Origin of the sequence: Corynebacterium sp., assembly GCF_030532715.1 — a bacterium.
GTDB lineage: Bacteria > Actinomycetota > Actinomycetes > Mycobacteriales > Mycobacteriaceae > Corynebacterium.
Genome location: NZ_JAUNKO010000006.1, coordinates 229,741 through 245,623, shown reverse-complemented (window position 1 = coordinate 245,623; position 15,883 = coordinate 229,741). Strand labels below are relative to the sequence as shown.

General features: G+C 62.3%; 19 protein-coding genes. 5 read left to right on the top strand and 14 right to left on the bottom strand.

Annotation, left to right across the window (positions count from 1 at the left end; all coding sequences use genetic code 11):
- Positions 1–86: 86 nt before the first annotated feature.
- Together Q4D83_RS10930 and Q4D83_RS10925 are read right to left on the bottom strand one after the other, a co-directional pair.
- The gene (locus Q4D83_RS10930) at positions 87–548 is read right to left on the bottom strand and encodes a hypothetical protein (RefSeq protein ID WP_303175333.1); all 462 of its coding nucleotides are present in this window, start codon (positions 546–548) and stop codon (positions 87–89) included.
- 283 nt (positions 549–831) lie between these two features.
- Positions 832–1,035, bottom strand: coding sequence for a cold-shock protein (locus tag Q4D83_RS10925; RefSeq protein WP_303175332.1), 204 nt, complete (start codon positions 1,033–1,035; stop codon positions 832–834).
- Positions 1,036–1,306: 271 nt separating this feature from the next.
- Between Q4D83_RS10925 and Q4D83_RS10920 the strand changes: the two genes are divergently transcribed.
- Positions 1,307–3,601, top strand: a complete 2,295-nt coding sequence (locus tag Q4D83_RS10920) for a DEAD/DEAH box helicase (RefSeq protein WP_303175331.1) — start codon at positions 1,307–1,309, stop codon at positions 3,599–3,601.
- Here Q4D83_RS10920 and Q4D83_RS10915 read toward each other — a convergent pair.
- The 7 genes from Q4D83_RS10915 to ssd form a co-directional block, all read right to left on the bottom strand.
- A complete protein-coding gene (locus Q4D83_RS10915; RefSeq protein ID WP_303175330.1) occupies positions 3,598–3,927 on the bottom strand; it encodes an Rv3654c family TadE-like protein in 330 nt (109 codons plus the stop codon). The two genes, Q4D83_RS10920 and Q4D83_RS10915, sit on opposite strands and share 4 nt — an antisense overlap.
- Positions 3,924–4,238 carry a hypothetical protein gene (locus Q4D83_RS10910; RefSeq protein ID WP_303175329.1) on the bottom strand — a complete coding sequence of 105 codons (315 nt, stop codon included), beginning with the start codon at positions 4,236–4,238 and terminating at the stop codon, positions 3,924–3,926. Before Q4D83_RS10910 ends, Q4D83_RS10915 begins: the two co-directional genes overlap by 4 nt.
- Positions 4,235–4,420, bottom strand: coding sequence for a DUF4244 domain-containing protein (locus Q4D83_RS10905; RefSeq protein WP_303175328.1), 186 nt, complete (start codon positions 4,418–4,420; stop codon positions 4,235–4,237). The genes Q4D83_RS10910 and Q4D83_RS10905 overlap by 4 nt, the downstream gene beginning before the upstream one ends.
- Positions 4,421–4,496: 76 nt before the next feature.
- Positions 4,497–5,042 carry a type II secretion system F family protein gene (locus tag Q4D83_RS10900; RefSeq protein WP_303175327.1) on the bottom strand — a complete coding sequence of 182 codons (546 nt, stop codon included), beginning with the start codon at positions 5,040–5,042 and terminating at the stop codon, positions 4,497–4,499.
- Positions 5,039–5,821 (bottom strand): type II secretion system F family protein, encoded by a 783-nt coding sequence (locus Q4D83_RS10895; protein WP_303175326.1) that lies wholly within the window; start codon positions 5,819–5,821, stop codon positions 5,039–5,041. The genes Q4D83_RS10900 and Q4D83_RS10895 overlap by 4 nt, the downstream gene beginning before the upstream one ends.
- Positions 5,818–6,951 (bottom strand): TadA family conjugal transfer-associated ATPase, encoded by a 1,134-nt coding sequence (locus Q4D83_RS10890; RefSeq protein WP_303175325.1) that lies wholly within the window; start codon positions 6,949–6,951, stop codon positions 5,818–5,820. The genes Q4D83_RS10895 and Q4D83_RS10890 overlap by 4 nt, the downstream gene beginning before the upstream one ends.
- Positions 6,948–7,976: a septum site-determining protein Ssd gene (gene ssd, locus Q4D83_RS10885; protein ID WP_303175324.1), complete on the bottom strand. Its 1,029-nt coding sequence runs from the start codon at positions 7,974–7,976 to the stop codon at positions 6,948–6,950. Before ssd ends, Q4D83_RS10890 begins: the two co-directional genes overlap by 4 nt.
- Before the next feature lie 443 nt (positions 7,977–8,419).
- Between ssd and Q4D83_RS10880 the strand changes: the two genes are divergently transcribed.
- Positions 8,420–9,196 carry an HAD family phosphatase gene (locus Q4D83_RS10880; RefSeq protein WP_303175323.1) on the top strand — a complete coding sequence of 259 codons (777 nt, stop codon included), beginning with the start codon at positions 8,420–8,422 and terminating at the stop codon, positions 9,194–9,196.
- On the opposite strand, the gene Q4D83_RS10875 is transcribed toward Q4D83_RS10880, so the two are convergent.
- Complete coding sequence (locus Q4D83_RS10875; RefSeq protein WP_303175322.1) at positions 9,146–9,832, bottom strand: hypothetical protein; 687 nt, start codon at positions 9,830–9,832, stop codon at positions 9,146–9,148. The two genes, Q4D83_RS10880 and Q4D83_RS10875, sit on opposite strands and share 51 nt — an antisense overlap.
- A 110-nt stretch (positions 9,833–9,942) precedes the next feature.
- On the opposite strand from Q4D83_RS10875, the gene Q4D83_RS10870 reads away from it, so the two are divergent.
- Both Q4D83_RS10870 and Q4D83_RS10865 read left to right on the top strand, forming a co-directional pair.
- Positions 9,943–10,440: a phage holin family protein gene (locus Q4D83_RS10870; RefSeq protein WP_303175321.1), complete on the top strand. Its 498-nt coding sequence runs from the start codon at positions 9,943–9,945 to the stop codon at positions 10,438–10,440.
- 102 nt (positions 10,441–10,542) lie between these two features.
- Positions 10,543–11,343, top strand: a complete 801-nt coding sequence (locus tag Q4D83_RS10865; RefSeq protein WP_303175320.1) for an alpha/beta fold hydrolase — start codon at positions 10,543–10,545, stop codon at positions 11,341–11,343.
- Here Q4D83_RS10865 and Q4D83_RS10860 read toward each other — a convergent pair.
- Genes Q4D83_RS10860 through nth form a run of 4 tightly spaced genes read right to left on the bottom strand, consistent with a single transcriptional unit; the run spans position 11,322 to position 14,547 of the window.
- Positions 11,322–12,503, bottom strand: coding sequence for a MarP family serine protease (locus Q4D83_RS10860; RefSeq protein ID WP_303175319.1), 1,182 nt, complete (start codon positions 12,501–12,503; stop codon positions 11,322–11,324). The genes Q4D83_RS10865 and Q4D83_RS10860 overlap by 22 nt on opposite strands.
- Positions 12,504–13,226, bottom strand: coding sequence for a CoA pyrophosphatase (locus Q4D83_RS10855; RefSeq protein ID WP_303175318.1), 723 nt, complete (start codon positions 13,224–13,226; stop codon positions 12,504–12,506).
- The gene (locus tag Q4D83_RS10850; RefSeq protein ID WP_303175317.1) at positions 13,223–13,774 is read right to left on the bottom strand and encodes a TlpA disulfide reductase family protein; all 552 of its coding nucleotides are present in this window, start codon (positions 13,772–13,774) and stop codon (positions 13,223–13,225) included. Before Q4D83_RS10850 ends, Q4D83_RS10855 begins: the two co-directional genes overlap by 4 nt.
- 17 nt (positions 13,775–13,791) lie before the next feature.
- Complete coding sequence (nth, locus tag Q4D83_RS10845; protein WP_303175316.1) at positions 13,792–14,547, bottom strand: endonuclease III; 756 nt, start codon at positions 14,545–14,547, stop codon at positions 13,792–13,794.
- A gap of 623 nt (positions 14,548–15,170) precedes the next feature.
- On the opposite strand from nth, the gene glxR reads away from it, so the two are divergent.
- On the top strand, positions 15,171–15,854 hold the full coding sequence (gene glxR, locus Q4D83_RS10840) for a CRP-like cAMP-activated global transcriptional regulator GlxR (RefSeq protein ID WP_146324219.1): 684 nt from the start codon (positions 15,171–15,173) through the stop codon (positions 15,852–15,854).
- Positions 15,855–15,883: the final 29 nt, after the last annotated feature.

Sequence of the window (15,883 nt, the reverse complement as noted above, 5' to 3'; positions counted from 1 at the left end):
TACACAGTAATATATGGCTCCGCTGCGAATTTTCCTACCCGAACTCATATTGCGCCTGTTCAGCGAGAGTTCTACGGCAATAACACCTAGTTATTTTCCAGCGCCCAACCGCGATTTGAGCCGCGCACAAACACCAGCGATTCATTCGCCGCAATACGTTTCGTAGTGGGCTCTTCCGCTCCGGAATCTGGGCACAAATCCACACTCTTCCGATCCAGATGAATTGCGTCCATTGCGCCGTTTTCCGCGTGTAACAGCAGAATATTCTCATCCTCGGGCATGCCGCCTTCCGGCACCCCCGAGACTTCCCAACCGGTGGCTTCCTTGACCGTGCTTAGGGTGGCGTTGGGGCATACGATGGCATACTCCTCCCAATTGCCGCCCGGCATTGCCAAGACACTAATTTCTGTGTCCCCCGCTTGGAGGCGATCAAACAGGTACGCCTCGGGCTCAGAGGCACAACCAACCAACACCAAGCCCGCGAGGACAACCCCCGACGAAACCCGTGCCGTGCCAAACAGGAACGTCCTCACCGGCATTGTTGTCATTGCCCACTCCTTGGTCACTTTCGGTAGCACGTGTGCCCCAGCCTATATGCAACACCACCCCAGTGAATGCCTTGCGTACAGCACGTTTTGCAGGCTTGGGCTGGCTGCGGTTTTTCAGCCCCGCAGGCTCAGAAGCTAGCCACGTTTGGGGTAGATCAACGCCACCCACCGCCACAGGGAGAGCCGTGTAAACGCCGAGTGGTGAGGCCGGAAAGGCCACGAAAAAGCACCCATGTTCGCCGAGTGCGAAGCTTGGGTGCTTTCCATTGGAAACGAAGCTGAGTTAGATTACCCGCACGTTCTGAGCCTGGGGGCCCTTGGCGCCATCGCCAATTTCAAATTCCACCTGCTGGTTTTCTTCCAGCGTGCGGAAACCAGTGCTTTGAATCTCGGAATAGTGAACGAACACGTCTGCAGAGCCGTCAGCCGGTGCGATGAAGCCGAAGCCCTTTTCAGTGTTAAACCACTTCACAGTTCCCTGTGCCATATTTTTCTTACCTTTTTCTTGATCATTCGGATGCGGCGCCTCCACTTGTTGGCAAACGCCGGGCCGGTCCCGAAGCTCCCCTGCTTCACTTTCCGAACGGTAATGAAACGAGGGCGCTCGCAAACACTATCTCCTGCGAGCGCTATTGAAACACTGCGCACAGAAACTGCGACCGCATCCCAGTGTGTCACGTTTGCCCTCCTCGCGATAGTGTTATGTGCAAACTCCCAGGTAACTACCCTATTTTTAGTGGGGCTAGAAGGTAAAATGCATGTATATAGGCGAAGAACTCGTAGCTACGCTCACGCAAACATTCCCGGATTCCACGTGCACACACTGCACCACCCTGCCGGGCCGCAGCGCCACGCACGCACCGTGGCCGCAGTGGGTGCCGCAGGTATTGCGGGATCGGCTAGCGGAGCGTGACATCGCTACATTGTTCTCCCATCAAGCCGCCACCGCCGAAGCCGCGTTCAACGGCCGCCACGTGGTGGTAGCGACGGGTACGAGCTCTGGTAAATCGCTGGGCTACCAGCTGCCAGTAGCCGCCACCCTCATGCAGCAGCCGAACGCGTGCGCGCTTTACATTACCCCCACGAAGGCGTTGGGTTCGGACCAGTCGATGTCCATATCGGAGCTGGTCAAAGGCCTGGATATCCACCCCGCGCCCTACGACGGCGACACCCCCACAGATGCCCGCGCACATATTCGGGATACCTCCCGGTGGGTGGTGACCAACCCGGACATGTTGCACGCCTCGATCCTGGGCAACCATGAGCGCTGGGGCCGGTTGTTGCGCAATCTGCGGTTCGTCATTGTGGACGAATGCCACGCCTACCGCGGGGTATTCGGGGCGCACGTGTCGCTCGTATTGCGGCGCCTGCGGCGGCTGGCGGCTCGGTACGGCGCGGAACCAACGTTTGTATTCGCTTCCGCCACGACAAACGACCCCGCTCGCCACGCTTCGACATTGGCGGGGGTGCCGGTGACGGCGATTGTTGCGGATGGATCCCCGGCAGGCCCCCGCACGGTGGCGTTATGGGAGCCGGGGCTGGTTGCGGGCGCGGAGGGTGAGCATGGGGCGCCGGTGCGGCGGGGCGCTGGCGGCGAAGCCGCGAACCTGATGGCCACAATGATTGCGGAAGGGGCGCGAACCTTGACGTTTGTGCGTTCCCGCAGGCAGGCAGAGACCACGGCATTGCGGTGCGCGGAGCAGTTGACGCTGATGGGCCACGCTGATTTTGGGCGCCGAGTGGCTGCCTACCGCGCGGGCTACTTGGCCGAGGATCGCCGCACGCTCGAGGCGATGCTTGACGACGGCCGCTTGCTCGGCGTCGCCGCCACCAACGCCCTTGAATTGGGTATTGATGTCGGGGGCCTCGACGCAGTCATCACCGCCGGGTTTCCGGGCACCGTGGCGAGTTTCTGGCAGCAAGCGGGCCGCGCCGGCCGCCGCGGCCAAGGGTGCCTCGTGGTGTTGGTGGCCCGCGACGAACCGATGGATAACTACCTCATCCACCACCCCGAAGCCCTGTTGGATCGCCCCATCGAGCAAACCGTGTTCGATCCCACCAACCCGTACGTGCTGCGCGGCCACGTGCTCGCCGCGGCGTATGAGCTGCCGCTGACGGACGCGGACGTCGATACGCTGCAGGCTAGCGCGGTAGTCGCCCAATTGGAGGCGGACGGCTATCTGAGGCGACGAGCACGGGCCTGGTACCCCGTCGGCGAACGCATCCCAGTAGATCTCCGTGGCGGTGCGGGCGGTGAAGTGCTCATTGTGGACGCTACCGACGGCCGCATCGTAGGCACCGTGGATTCCGCTCGCACCCAATCCCAGCTACACCCTGGCGCCGTGTACCTACATCAAGGCGAGACGTATCTTGTGGACGAACTCAACCTCGCCGACCGCGTCGCGCTGGTGCACCCAGAAGATCCCGGCTACGTGACGTTCGCCCGCACCACCACGGACATCCGCATCACCGAAACCCTACGGGCCACCCAGCGCGGCACCGGGTTTTGGGTGGCGGACGTGATGGTGGAGGTCACGGAACAGGTCATGGGCTACGTGTCCAAGCTTCACGACGGCACGCAGCTTGACCTCGTGCCCCTCGACATGCCCGCCGCAACACTGCCCACCCGGGCGGTCGCATACACCATCGACCCGGCCGCCCTCGACGCCATGGGTATTCCGCCGAGCGAAGTTCCGGGTGCCCTGCACGCGGCGGAACACGCGGCCATTGGCATGCTGCCGCTGATTGCCACCTGTGACCGGTGGGATATCGGCGGGGTGTCCACCGCCCGCCATCCAGACACCGGCCTGCCTACGGTCTTCGTCTACGACGGCCAGCCGGGAGGTGCCGGCTTCGCCGAATGCGGATTCCGCCGCTTCCAGGAATGGCTCGAAGCCACCCACGAAATTGTGCGCACGTGCCCGTGCGAATCGGGCTGCCCTATGTGCGTGCAATCACCGAAGTGCGGCAACGGCAACTCCCCGCTCAGCAAAACACACGCCCTGTCGCTGCTGAACGCGCTCACCCTGATGCTGCAAACTAGCGCGCACTAAAGCGGCCCGGCGCGCGAACGCGCATGCGAAGTACCGACCGTTACCTCCACCACGACGTCGGCACCCTCCACGCGGCATTCCCGAACTGCACCCCCATTTCTCGACGCCGCGTCTGCCGCCGCCGGGCACGCAGCCCGCGCCGTAGCCACCGCCCACGCCCCCGCGATCGCGGCGGTATCCGCCGCATTGCGAGCTTCATGCGTATGCACCACCCCAGTGGCCACATGCACCACAAGCAGCAGCAACGCGAGCAGTGCGGCCACTAAACCCGCCGTGGCCACACTGGCACTGCCACGCTCGTTACCAAACTCGGGTGCGCGCTTCATGGCGTCGAGTTGCCGCCGCCGCGGTATTCCACGGGAAACACCACTTCTGCCTGCATAGTGCGCAGCGGGCCCTCCACTTCCGCCACGGCGGTGGCGTAGGTCCCGTCGTCACGAATGCTCACTTGGCCGCGCGGCGGCTGGTACTCCACCCCAATCGCCTGCGCCCGCGCCGCTGCACCAGCAATATCCACGGCGGAAATGTATGCCGCAAGCGTGGCCAACCCGGCCACCCCCAGCCCACACACCGTGACCAGTACGCCAAGGCCCACCGCCGCCTCAATGGTGGTGGAACCGGTGTCGTCGCCAATCATGGCGTGCTGCTCAACGCGTTGGCAATGATGTCTTCGATGGCACTGACCACCGTGTCGCCCTTCACTACCGCATAGAGCACGGCTGCCATCGCCGCGGCGGCAAGCGACCCCATGGCGTACTCAATCGTGGTCATCCCATCGTCGCTGTCGGTGACGGTGTTGATGCGTTCGGTGATGTTCATCTGAGTTTCTCCGTTCGGTTCGTTTTGGTGAGTTTTGGTACGGTCCGAATCGTTCGAATCGTTCCGTTAATTCGGCTCATTTCGGGATGATGGACATTGCAAGGCTGATCACCGTCGGGGCAAGCCCGAGGGTGAAAAACGCCGGCAGGAAACATACGGTCAGCGGCAAGGCAATGAGTACCCCGGCGCGCTCAGCCGTGGCTGTCGCCGCATCCGCTACTTGGGAACGAATGGACTCCGCCGCCCTGGTGCACCCGGTAGTCATGGCCGCACCCGAACGTTCCGAGATTCGCGCCAGATACGCCAACTCCTCGAGCCCCGCGACACCGCTCGCTGGCGCCCACGCCCGCTCGGCTGGCACACCGATAGCAAGCAAGGCTGCGATGCTATGCCACGTTTCGTCGTCAGCGACTTGGGCGACCGCAGCCGCAGCGTGCGCAGAGCTCAGTCCGGCCCGGATGCAGGCGGCAAACAAGTCCACGTCCGCCGCAGTATCCAAGGTGATTGCCCCCGGCGGGCTGCGGTGCCGCTGCACAGTCTTCTGTTGCTCAATGCGAGCTGTGGGTTTCGGCGAAGCCACGAGTATCGACGCCGCGCACAAGGCGATTGCAAGCGCGTTCACGACGCGGCCGCCTCAATGATCGCCTGTGACCACACGAATCCCGCGCAGGCGAGCCCCACCCCCACCACCAGCAACACTCCGCCAAGACCGGTGTGGAGCAAAAAGCCCACGGGATTCGCCCCCATCGCACTGCCCAGCACCAACCCGAAACCGGGCAAAATCGCCAGGATAAGCGCCGTGGCCTGCGGGCCCTGCAACGCCGCGGTCGTTGCGGTGCGGTGACGCAATCGCGCATCGATGCGCCGCTGGGTTTGTTCCAGCAGCTCCACCAACGGGATGCCGTGATGTTCCGCCACCCGCAGCACCAAACCCACGGTGCCCAAGTCGGGACAGGTGTCTTTCGCCTCGATCAACACGTCTGCGGCTTGGGCGCCGTTGCGGGCCCGCCGGGCTGCTACCACGGCGACTTCCTTGAGGCGCGCCGGGGCCGATTCGTGATGCACTAGGGTGTCCGCGGCGGCGCTCAGCGCCTGCGGCACCGGCGAACCGGCCCGCACATCCCCCAGCAAGAAGCCAATATAGGTGCTGGTTACCTCTGCCATGACGGCCGCTTGAACCCGCTTGCGTCGTTTCGATACCGCCCAACAGATCGTCCCTATTATCGATCCCCCGGCAATCACCGCCGCCGGCGCCAACCACACCAGAGGGATAACCGCCGCCCCCAATGCGAGCAGGAACCAACGCCGCGGCATGCTTTTGGCCGGGCACAATCGCACGCGGGGGCACGGCGGGCTCACTAACAGCAAGGCCGTAGCGCTCACCCACATCAACACAGTCATGGCAAGGACTCCATATACTGCGCAAATCCGGACTTTGGCCCACAGTCGGCATCCCATATCGTGTACACCTGCACCGGATTTCCGTTGACCACGCCAATCTGATGGAGCTGCCGGCCGGTGTCTGTACGGCGCATGGACATCACGACGTCGACAGCGGCGCTGAGTTGCGAATGCAATGCGGTACGGTCCATTCCGCCAAGTGCTGCGAGCGCTTCCATACGCGCTGGAATCTCCCGCAAACTATTCGCGTGAATGGTGCCCGCGCCGCCGTCATGCCCGGTATTTAACGCCGCCAACAAATCCACCACTTCCGCCCCACGAATCTCACCCACCACAATCCGGTCGGGTCGCATCCGCAACGCCTGCCGCAGCAAATCCGTCATAGTAATCTCGCCGTGGCCCTCAACATTGCGGGCGCGGGAAATCAGGTTCACCACATGCGGGTGCGGCGGGTGCAACTCTGCGGTGTCCTCGATGCAAATGATGCGCTCGTTGTGTGGTACCTCCGCAAGCAGCGCCCCGAGCAGAGTGGTCTTCCCAGAGCCGGTGCCGCCCACCACAAGAAACGAACGCTTCGCCCGCACAATCTTGGTCAATGTGTGGGCAATCTCTTGGCTCATGGTGCCCCGCTCCACCAACCCATCGAGTGTGGTCACAGCCTGCCGAAGCACGCGGAGTGAAATGCAAGTCCCATGATCTGCCGGTGGGCTCAATAAGGCGTGCACCCGAATGCTGCTAGCGTCGCTGCGGTGCAACCGACCATCCGCAAAAGGTTGCGCGTCATCAAGGCGGCGTCCACACGCCACCGCCAAGCGGGTGGCAAGCTGACGCACCTCGGCGTCGTGTTCAAAACGCACATTGGCGCGCTCCAGGCCGTCGCCACGATCGAACCACACCTCGCGTGCACCGTTCACAAGTACGTCCGTCACCCCTGGGGTGGCCAAGACTTGCTCCAATTTTCCAGCGCCGCTGGAATCATCCCGGATGCGTCGCAAAACCCCCAGCACGTCCGCATCCGAAATCATGCCAGCTTCGTCCCGAATGAGGCGGGCAATATCCGCAGGGTTGTCCGGCCGGGTCGTTTCAGCGAGTTTACGTTGCACGCGTTCCGCAAGCTCGGCGGGATTCATCGCAACTCCTCCAACACCGCCGTCGCGGCTCGTTGTAGCGGCCTGGGCAGTCGAGCAGGTAGCCCCTGCATGTCTAGGGCTTTCGGCAGCCGCGCAATAGTCGCCAGCTCAGCGAGGATCGGCACGCCGGTTAACCGCTCAATATCATCAGCTTCCAGGCCGGACCATTGAATATGGCGCACAATCGTGGCCAGCTCGGTGTGCTGCGCCTTCAACCGCGCAGCGCACGCAGTGGCGGCCGCCGCGGGCCGGACCTGCGCGGGCACCACCATCACCACCAAATCCAATACCGGGGCAAGCTCCGCAACGGTCGCCGGAGTGCAATCCACAATGGTCAACTCCGCCACATTGCGAATACTGGTCAACGCAGTGCCCAAGTGCGGCGTAATATCCGATTCGACCGCGGCGACATTCGTCCTCGCCGCAGATAACACCCGGATACCGTCGCTGGTGGCAGGCAGCGCCGCGAATATGTTTCCGGCGAGATCACCATCCGCAAGATTCATGTCACCCCATCGCACGCCGGGAGATTCCTCCAAGCCAAAGACGAGATCCAGCCCACCCGAATACGGGTCAGCATCAATAACGGCGGTGCTCACATAGGAAGCCGCCACGCGCGCAATAGCGGCGGCCAGCACGCTGGCACCAGCACCACCCACCGCAGGAAACACCCCCACGGCCGTGCCCTGGACCACCGCCGGATCGTCCCGTCCCAACGCTTGCAAAAGTTCTGGGGCTTGCGCCGGCAGCACAAAAGCCTGCTCAGCGTGGCACTGCACCGCGGCTTTCCAGTCCGGCGGGCCAGGGTCAGGGCACACCAGAAATACTCTCCCCCGCATGGTCGGCGGCAACGATTGAGACACCGTCGCACACACAAGCACCGCAGCGCACCGCTCGATATGACGCGCAATGTCGCGGGGATCATTGGTGTCAATAATCGGCCGCCCCGTAGCTGCCGCCACGTGCATAGCCTCCGGATGCACTACCGGGTGAGCTACCGCCACCAAGATGGGTTGCTGAGTCATGCCCACAGCTTCACCGCCCCACGGCAGCCGCAGCAAGATTGCGGCGCACCGGGGTGTGGATAACTACCAACAGCACTATGAAAAATGCCACATTTTGGGCGATGCCTGTGGATAACTTCGGCGCCGCACTTGCTTTCGCAGTCAACTTGGTGCAACGGGATGATGAGGTGTGATTGGGAGATAGCCAGCCGCACCTCAGGGGTGGCCACGCGCAAGAATGTGGACGTCGAAGCGTGGGCATAAGGGAAGGCCCGCGCCTCGGGGGGGTGAGCGCGGGCCTTCATAACCCGGCCTCGGGGGGGATGGACCGGGGCAGGCCACACAGTATGTCGGGGCCTTGCACCACCAAGTATGACAGAAGATTGCTGCTTTGACAACCCACCCCCACCCGTACGGGCTGCAATAGTTCTTACCTGCATTTTTCGTCGGATAGACTTGCCCCCATGACTTCCCGCGAACCCCGACCCGCGGCGTTTTTCGACCTCGATAAGACCATCATCGCGCGCTCCTCAGCACTCGCTTTTGGCAGGGAGTTCCTGCACAACGGGATGATTACCCCGGTCACCGCGTTGCAGCTCGCGGTAGCCCAAACCTTGTACCGAATCGCCGGCCAATCTAGTGAACAGATGGACTCCACCCGGGACCAATTGCTCACCATGGTCCAAGGATGGGAAGCGCAAACCGTACGCCGCATCGCCGAGGAAACGATTCATCGGGTGGTCTCGCCCGCGATCTACGCTGAGGCTGTCGAACTCATCGAACACCATAAGGCTCTCAACCATGACGTGGTCATTGTCTCCGCATCCGGCTACGACCTCGTGGCACCCATCGCCCATGAACTAGGCATCACGCGCGTGGCGGCAAGTGAGTTGGAAGTCCAAGACGGCCGCTACACCGGCGACGTTTTGTTCTATTGCAAGGGGGAAGCGAAGGCGGAAGCGATCCATCAGCTCGCACGCGCGCACGGCTACGATTTGGACCGTAGTTTCGCCTATTCGGATTCGGCAACGGATCTGCCGATGTTGGAAGCGGTTGGCACGCCGGTGGCGGTGAATCCGGATCGCGCATTGCGGCGCATCGCCATGGACCGGGGTTGGGATATTCGGGTGTTTCGCAACCCAGTGCCATTGATTCCGCGCCCACGGTACACTCCCGTGGCGATTCCGGTGCTAGTGCTGGCCGTCGTTGGCCTCGCCGCTTTTGCTTGGCGACGCCGCTAACGCAATCCCGTTCGCCTCTTCCGCGCCGGCAATCCATGCCCGCGCATGCATACGCAAAAACTCATTCGGGTGTTGGGGGTACGCCGAAAGCGCTGCGTTGTAGTCGTGGCGGTGACGAAACCAATAGGGTTCCGGCACGCAGAGCCCACGCGGGTCCCAACTCAACCGGGCCGCAAGACGCGCAGCGGTCCAGGCGATTGGCCCGCTTCGTTCGCCGAACATGTTTCGCGCAGCCAGCTCGGCGTGTACCACCCCAACCAGCAACCCCGGATGAACGTTGCGGTTGACGATGAGTTGCGCGAGCGTCGCTAAGCGGGCTGGGTCACGCGGTACCCCCGGTCCGCCGAACACCACGTCGAGGCGTGCCAAGATTTGCGAGGGTGCGCGCTGAAACGTTCGGGCGGTAGCTTCGGCGGCGCTGGGGGCGAGCATGGCATAGGCGTCAATAGACTGAACCTGGTCTATCCCCCACATGCGGGCGGTAGTGATGGCACCCCGCAGCACAGACTCCGAGCCGGTCACCTCCGCGCGGCGCAAGTTCACGGGCCGACGATGCACAGCCCCAATCGCCTTTGACGCGTTGAGCAACCGTGCAGCTAGCTCGGCGTCTTCCAGCAGGGGGGTGAGAGGATCCATACCTGTTACCTTAAAACGTCACTGCTGTCACCTCATCAACATGCGAGAAGCTGGCAAACGTGGCACGATAAGACGTGACTGTTTGAACAGAATTCTGGAGGAACGCAACCGTGAGCACGAACCCCGGCCTATACACCGACGGCTCCGAGTCATTTCAACCGCGCGTCAATGAAATACCGCTCTCGGACGCTGACGCTCGCATCGGTTCGCTAGGCACCTTAGTCAGCGACGCCACCGCGCAAATGTCCAGTTTGTTCCGCGCGGAGCTTGAACTTGCCAAGGCTGAAATTACGCAGGAAGCCAAGAAAGGCGCCGTTGGTGGCGGTCTGTTTGGCGTGGCGGGCACCGTTGCTCTGTACAGTTCGTTCTTCTTTTTCTTCTTCCTCGCCGAGTTGCTCAGCATTTGGCTGCAGCGTTGGGCGGCGTTCCTTATCGTCTTTTTGGTGATGGTGGTGATTGCGGCGGTGCTCGCATTCATCGGTTTTAGGAAGGTCAAGAAGATTGGTCCGCCGAAGAAGACCATTGAATCAGTCACCGAACTCAAGGGCCTGATCAGCAAGGATAATCAACGCGCCATCGAATCGCGCACCCCCGGCATGTATAGCTAGGAGCCCCTCGGCACCCCACAGGTTTTCCGCGTGGTCTCCCCCAACGAACTCGCAATCCCGGGCCCCTACGAGCACACGTACGTGCACACAAGGGGCCTTCGTTTGCATGCCGTAAGCTGCGGAAACCCCAGCTCGCCGCTGATCTTGTTCCTCCACGGATCCCGCGGCGGCTGGTTCGAATACCAGCACGTGTTACAGCCGCTGGCCAACGCTGGCTATCACGCATGCGCGGTGTCACTGCGCGGCTACGGGCTATCGGATCGGCCACCCAGCGGCTACGAAATCCGCCACGCCGTCGGTGACCTTGCTGGCACAATCCGCTCACTTGGCCACGATGACGCGGTGATTGTGGGCCACGAAGTCGGCGGCGCGATCGGCTGGGTGCTGGCCGCAAGTCGCCCGCAGCGAGTACGCGCGCTGATCACGATCAACGCAATCCACCCCACGGAGCTCCGGCGTGCGATCGCCGCCCGCCCGTGGTTGTACACCCAAGAATTGCTGCGCTGGCCAGCTGAAATGACGCTGGGCCGGGCTCTGGGCTCCCCAACATTCAAGCACGCAAGCCCCGAGCACGAGGCTCGGGTTGCGGAGTATCAGCGCCTGTGCGCGCTGTCTGCGGGCATGAAAAGATCCCGCCGCATTACGCTGAAAACGGGGCGACTGGTTCACACGTGGGTGCCCGCCTCGTGGTTTGCGGCGAAAGCACAGGCGCCGGTGTTGATCATGCACAACGCACAGCCGCGTTGGCGGCACCTGTTGCGCCGCGCCGCGACCCGAACCACGGGCACCGTCTCCTCCCTCAGCATCCCCGGCGCGTTCCCCCACACCACGCAACTCCCCCAGGTGGAAGACCCGGCGGAGTTTGTGGCGGTAATTCTGCGCTACTTGGCCACGCAGCCCTGAGTGTCTACCTGCTGGGTGAGCTGCTCAATGGGCCCGATCTTGTTGCGCACCTCTTGGCTGGTGAGCACGTACCCGGTGTCGGTGTCGTCGATGGCGGCGCCGAACACCACGCCCAGCACGTTGCCGTCAAGGTCCACCATTGGGCCGCCGGAATTGCCCTGCCGGATGCTACCGCGCACGGTGTACGCTTGGCGTTGCGTCATGCCGGAGGCGTAGATGTTGGGCCCGTTCACGGTGATTTCTTCCCGCACGCGGGCGGGTGCCGCTTCGAAGGGGCCGGATTCGGGGAAACCCATAACGATGCTATCTTGGCCGGTTTCCGCAGCGGCCGCGGACCACTGTAGGGGTTTCAAGCCGAGGCCCTCACTGTGCAGCACGGCGATGTCTTCGGCGGGGTCGAAGTAAACAACCTCGGCGATACGCACGCCGATCACTGTGTCCAGCCGGACGGTGTCCGAACCCGCAACCACGTGCGCGTTCGTTACCACGTAGTCATCGGCGGCGACAAAACCGGACCCCATAAGCCTGCGGCTGCACTGGGTAGCGTCGGCCATCACGTGGATCACGCTCGGCCGCAGAGACTCCACCAGCGCCACGTTTTCTACGTGGATGGCCGGGGCTTCCACCTCCACGCCCATCGATTGGTTAAACGGGGAAATCAGTGGCGGCAGCCCGGTGTCAGTGAGCATGGCGGAAATACGCGCGGGCAGACTATCGAGGATGCTGGGGGTAAACCGATCCACTGCGGAGAGGGTTTTGGAGCTGCGGATGGCACTGGCCACGCCTTCTGGGGCGCTGGTGGCCAGTGGAATTGCTAGCAGCCACACCACCACGAGCGTGGCCAGCGCTTGAAAGACGGAACCCACGGCGGAATCCACGCGCTGGACAATCTTCAACGGCATGCTGTCGCGCAGCGCACTGCCGGCGATGCCGCCGACGAGGTTGCCCATTCCGAGGAAGAACACCATGATGCCAATGGCCAGCAGGAATCGAAGTGCGGTGTGGTTGGTGTAGCCCATGGCAAACGGCGCGATGGCGGCGCCGATGATCAACCCGGCGATTACCCCAACGGTGCTCAACACTGAGGTAATCGCGCCTTGCCGCCAGCCTCCGAAGATTGCCAGAATCACAAAGACAACGATGACGATGTCCACAACCATCTACAGGATCCTCTCGTTGTTTCGGGATTTCGCAAGGGTTTCGCGCAGATCCTGCACGTTGTCGCGGTCCCAGGGTTCTTCCCACCCGGCTTGGTGCAACGCCGCCGCGAGCAACCCACCGGTAAAACCCCAGATCACATAGTCGTTGACGCGGAAGGCAGGGCCGCTCCATGAGCCCCAGCCCACCGACAATCGGTTGCTGGGGTCGATGAGGCTCAGCACTGGGACGTCAAACACTTCATCGGCTTCTTCGGGGCGGACCACACCCACGGGCGTGCGGGTATGCCAGTGCCCCACCACGGGGTGCACCGGGTAGCCGGTGGCCCGAATATGCACTTCTTCCAATTGGGCCAGCGGGGTGACGCTACGCCGATCCAACCCTGTTTCTTCCCAGGCTTCCCGCAATGCGCAGTCCACCGGGTTGATATCTTCGGCGTCCAACCTGCCACCAGGGAACGCCACCTGCCCAGAGTGAGACCGCAAGAGTGGGGAGCGGTGGGTGAGCAACACCGCGGCGTCGTTAGGCAAGGTTGCGGAAGTTTCGGTGCCGGCAAACAGCATCAGTACAGCGGCTTGCCTCCCACGGTCACTGGCGAGGGCGCGGTGCCGATCGCCAAGGACACTGTGGAAGTTGCCGGCATGCACATTATCCACCAGTTTGCGCATCCATACCGGGGCTTTTTCTGGACGCAACTCGGTGTTGAGCCCAGGTATGTCGGTCATCGAAGTGCCTCCTGCACTGCGCGTTCAAGGTCGTCGGGGGTAGTAAACACGGTCGGTAATACGGCGGCGACAGTACCGTCCGCGCGCAACACCACGGTGATCGGCACTACACCAGGTAACCCGAGCGTACCCGCGAACGCCCCCGCCTCGTCTTGGAAGGACGGCGTATCCACGCCCACCTCATCCAGGAACGCGGCCCCGTTCGCCGCCTGCGCGTCCGCGTGCACCCCCACAACCCGGTACTCCGGGTGGGTGCTGGCGAACTCCGCAACCACAGGTAATTCCTTACGGCAGGGCTCGCACCACCAAGCCCAAACATTGACCACGGTGGGTTTCGGCGCGGCTTCGACCCGCTGGCCGCCGAGGCAGGGTAGGTCCACCGGAAAATCGCCCGCGCAATCCGGGCGGGACGCGACCACAACCTGCTGCGTAGGTTCCTCCGGCTGCGGCACCGGATCCACCGCGCGCAACATCAACGGGACCGCCCCCAATACGCACACGGTGAGAAGCACGGCACCCACGATGGACCACTTTGCGCTTTGCGGCATCGTTTTACTCCAGCTCCTTACGCCAGCTCCACTCCGGCCAAATCCAACAAATGTTCCCTATCGTCGCTCGTGATCAGCTTGGCGGCGGTGAAGGGGTCAGCGGGACCAGCGTAGCCGAATGAAGGACAATCCTTCGCAATGAAACACGCGCCACACGCCGCCCGTCGGCTATGACACACGCGCCGCCCAAGGAAAATCACGCGGTGCGAAAACAGGGTCCATTCCTTACGTTCAATCAACTCGCCGATCTCACGTTCCACGGCAACGGGGTCTTGCTGCTGGGTAAGCTCCAGGCGGCGCACGATCCGCCCGAAATGCGTATCCACGGTCAACCCCGGTACGCCGAACGCGTTGCCCAGCACCACGTTCGCCGTCTTCCTGCCTACCCCCGGTAGGGTAATGAGCTCCTCGATGGTGCGCGGCACCTCACCCTGGAAATCCTGGTGAAGTTTTTTGCCTAGCCCGATGAGATTTTTGGCCTTTGCCCGGTAGAAACCCGTCGGACGAATGAGTTCCTCAAGCTCCGCTGGGTCCGCGAACGCGTAGTCCGACGCGGTCGGATACCGAGCAAACAACGCGGGTGTGACCTGATTCACGCGAACGTCGGTACATTGGGCACTTAGCACAGTTGCTACGGTAAGCTGTAGAGCGCTCGAAAAATCCAATTCGCAGTGCGCATCAGGGAAACCTACCGCCAACGCTCGGTTGATCCGTCGTGCCCGGCGAACCTTCCCAAGCCTGGTTTCATGCCTCGTTTTCTTGCGCTCAGCCATACCCGTAACTGTAATAGGAACCCAAAAAAGGACTAGGATTAGCACTATGACAGCAGCGCTCTCACTTCTTGCCCCAGTACTCTTCGCCGTATTCGCCATCCAAATGGAACGATTCGAGTCCTTCTGCACCCGCAAACCACAGGAAGTGCCCGTCGAGGTCTAACACCTCGCACAGGGGCGTGAAGTACCCCATCCCCGCCGCCCGGCAACTAGCGACGGCCAGCGGGGACCCACACTGCATACACCCCAACGCAAACCCGGTTCACCCCATCCTGCCAGTGTTCGAACACAACTACGGTTGGGGGGCCGGGTTTTCTTTCATGTGGCGTTAAAAATCCCTCATCGGTTTGCGCAACTGCCGGAATTACCGAAACCCCTCGTCATTGCCTTCGTGGTCGCTGCGGTGTTGCCGTGGCGTAACGGGGCGCAGCAGTGGAGCCAGAGCGATTTAACCGCCGTAGTGATCAAGCACATAGTAGAGTGTGATCTTAGTAAAGTTTTCTCCGCGAAGGAGGAAACGAAGAGCCGGTGACACGCAGAGACTCCTCCTCACCCAGAAAGGGGCGCGACGATCCGGCGGAGTATGAGCCGTCACCTTAGTGATCTAATCAAGGAGAATACGAGTGGATGCTGTACAGGAAATCCTGTCCCGCGCTGGAATTTTTCAAGGTGTTGACCCCGTCGCCGTCGGTAACCTCATTCAAGATTTAGAGACGGTACGCTTCCCCCGCGGAACAACCATCTTTGAGGAAGGCGAGCCAGGCGACCGCCTGTACATCATTACCGCAGGTAAGGTAAAGCTTGCGCGCCATTCCACGGACGGCCGCGAGAACCTGCTGACGGTGATGGGCCCGTCCGACATGTTTGGCGAGCTTTCCATTTTCGATCCCGGCCCGCGCACTTCGTCCGCCGTCTGTGTGACCGAGGTGCAAGCGGCGACGATGAACTCGGAGATGCTACGGAAGTGGATCGCCGACCACCCGGAGATTTCGGAGCAGCTTTTGCGGGTGCTCGCCCGCCGCCTGCGCCGCACGAACGCTTCCCTGGCGGATTTGATTTTCACCGACGTTCCCGGCCGCGTAGCCAAGACGTTGCTGCAGCTTGCCAACCGTTTCGGCACCCAAGAGGGAGGCGCGCTGCGTGTGAACCACGACCTCACCCAAGAAGAGATTGCGCAGTTGGTTGGCGCTTCCCGGGAAACGGTCAACAAAGCCCTCGCAACCTTCGCTCACCGCGGGTGGATCCGGCTCGAAGGCAAGTCCGTACTCATCGTGGATACGGAACACCTCGCCCGCCGCGCCCGCTAATCGACGCCGCGCTGCTCGACTTTTCGCCG

What these genes read in the sequence shown, in the direction of transcription:
- Q4D83_RS10930 (WP_303175333.1), bottom strand. Translation starts at nt 548, where the DNA reads ATGACAACAATGCCGGTGAGGACGTTCCTGTTTGGCACGGCACGGGTT.
- Q4D83_RS10925 (WP_303175332.1), bottom strand. Translation starts at nt 1,035, where the DNA reads ATGGCACAGGGAACTGTGAAGTGGTTTAACACTGAAAAGGGCTTCGGC.
- Q4D83_RS10920 (WP_303175331.1), top strand. Translation starts at nt 1,307, where the DNA reads ATGTATATAGGCGAAGAACTCGTAGCTACGCTCACGCAAACATTCCCG.
- Q4D83_RS10915 (WP_303175330.1), bottom strand. Translation starts at nt 3,927, where the DNA reads ATGAAGCGCGCACCCGAGTTTGGTAACGAGCGTGGCAGTGCCAGTGTG.
- Q4D83_RS10910 (WP_303175329.1), bottom strand. Translation starts at nt 4,238, where the DNA reads ATGATTGGCGACGACACCGGTTCCACCACCATTGAGGCGGCGGTGGGC.
- Q4D83_RS10905 (WP_303175328.1), bottom strand. Translation starts at nt 4,420, where the DNA reads ATGAACATCACCGAACGCATCAACACCGTCACCGACAGCGACGATGGG.
- Q4D83_RS10895 (WP_303175326.1), bottom strand. Translation starts at nt 5,821, where the DNA reads ATGACTGTGTTGATGTGGGTGAGCGCTACGGCCTTGCTGTTAGTGAGC.
- Q4D83_RS10890 (WP_303175325.1), bottom strand. Translation starts at nt 6,951, where the DNA reads ATGAATCCCGCCGAGCTTGCGGAACGCGTGCAACGTAAACTCGCTGAA.
- ssd (WP_303175324.1), bottom strand. Translation starts at nt 7,976, where the DNA reads ATGACTCAGCAACCCATCTTGGTGGCGGTAGCTCACCCGGTAGTGCAT.
- Q4D83_RS10880 (WP_303175323.1), top strand. Translation starts at nt 8,420, where the DNA reads ATGACTTCCCGCGAACCCCGACCCGCGGCGTTTTTCGACCTCGATAAG.
- Q4D83_RS10875 (WP_303175322.1), bottom strand. Translation starts at nt 9,832, where the DNA reads ATGGATCCTCTCACCCCCCTGCTGGAAGACGCCGAGCTAGCTGCACGG.
- Q4D83_RS10860 (WP_303175319.1), bottom strand. Translation starts at nt 12,503, where the DNA reads ATGGTTGTGGACATCGTCATCGTTGTCTTTGTGATTCTGGCAATCTTC.
- Q4D83_RS10855 (WP_303175318.1), bottom strand. Translation starts at nt 13,226, where the DNA reads ATGACCGACATACCTGGGCTCAACACCGAGTTGCGTCCAGAAAAAGCC.
- Q4D83_RS10850 (WP_303175317.1), bottom strand. Translation starts at nt 13,774, where the DNA reads ATGCCGCAAAGCGCAAAGTGGTCCATCGTGGGTGCCGTGCTTCTCACC.
- nth (WP_303175316.1), bottom strand. Translation starts at nt 14,547, where the DNA reads ATGGCTGAGCGCAAGAAAACGAGGCATGAAACCAGGCTTGGGAAGGTT.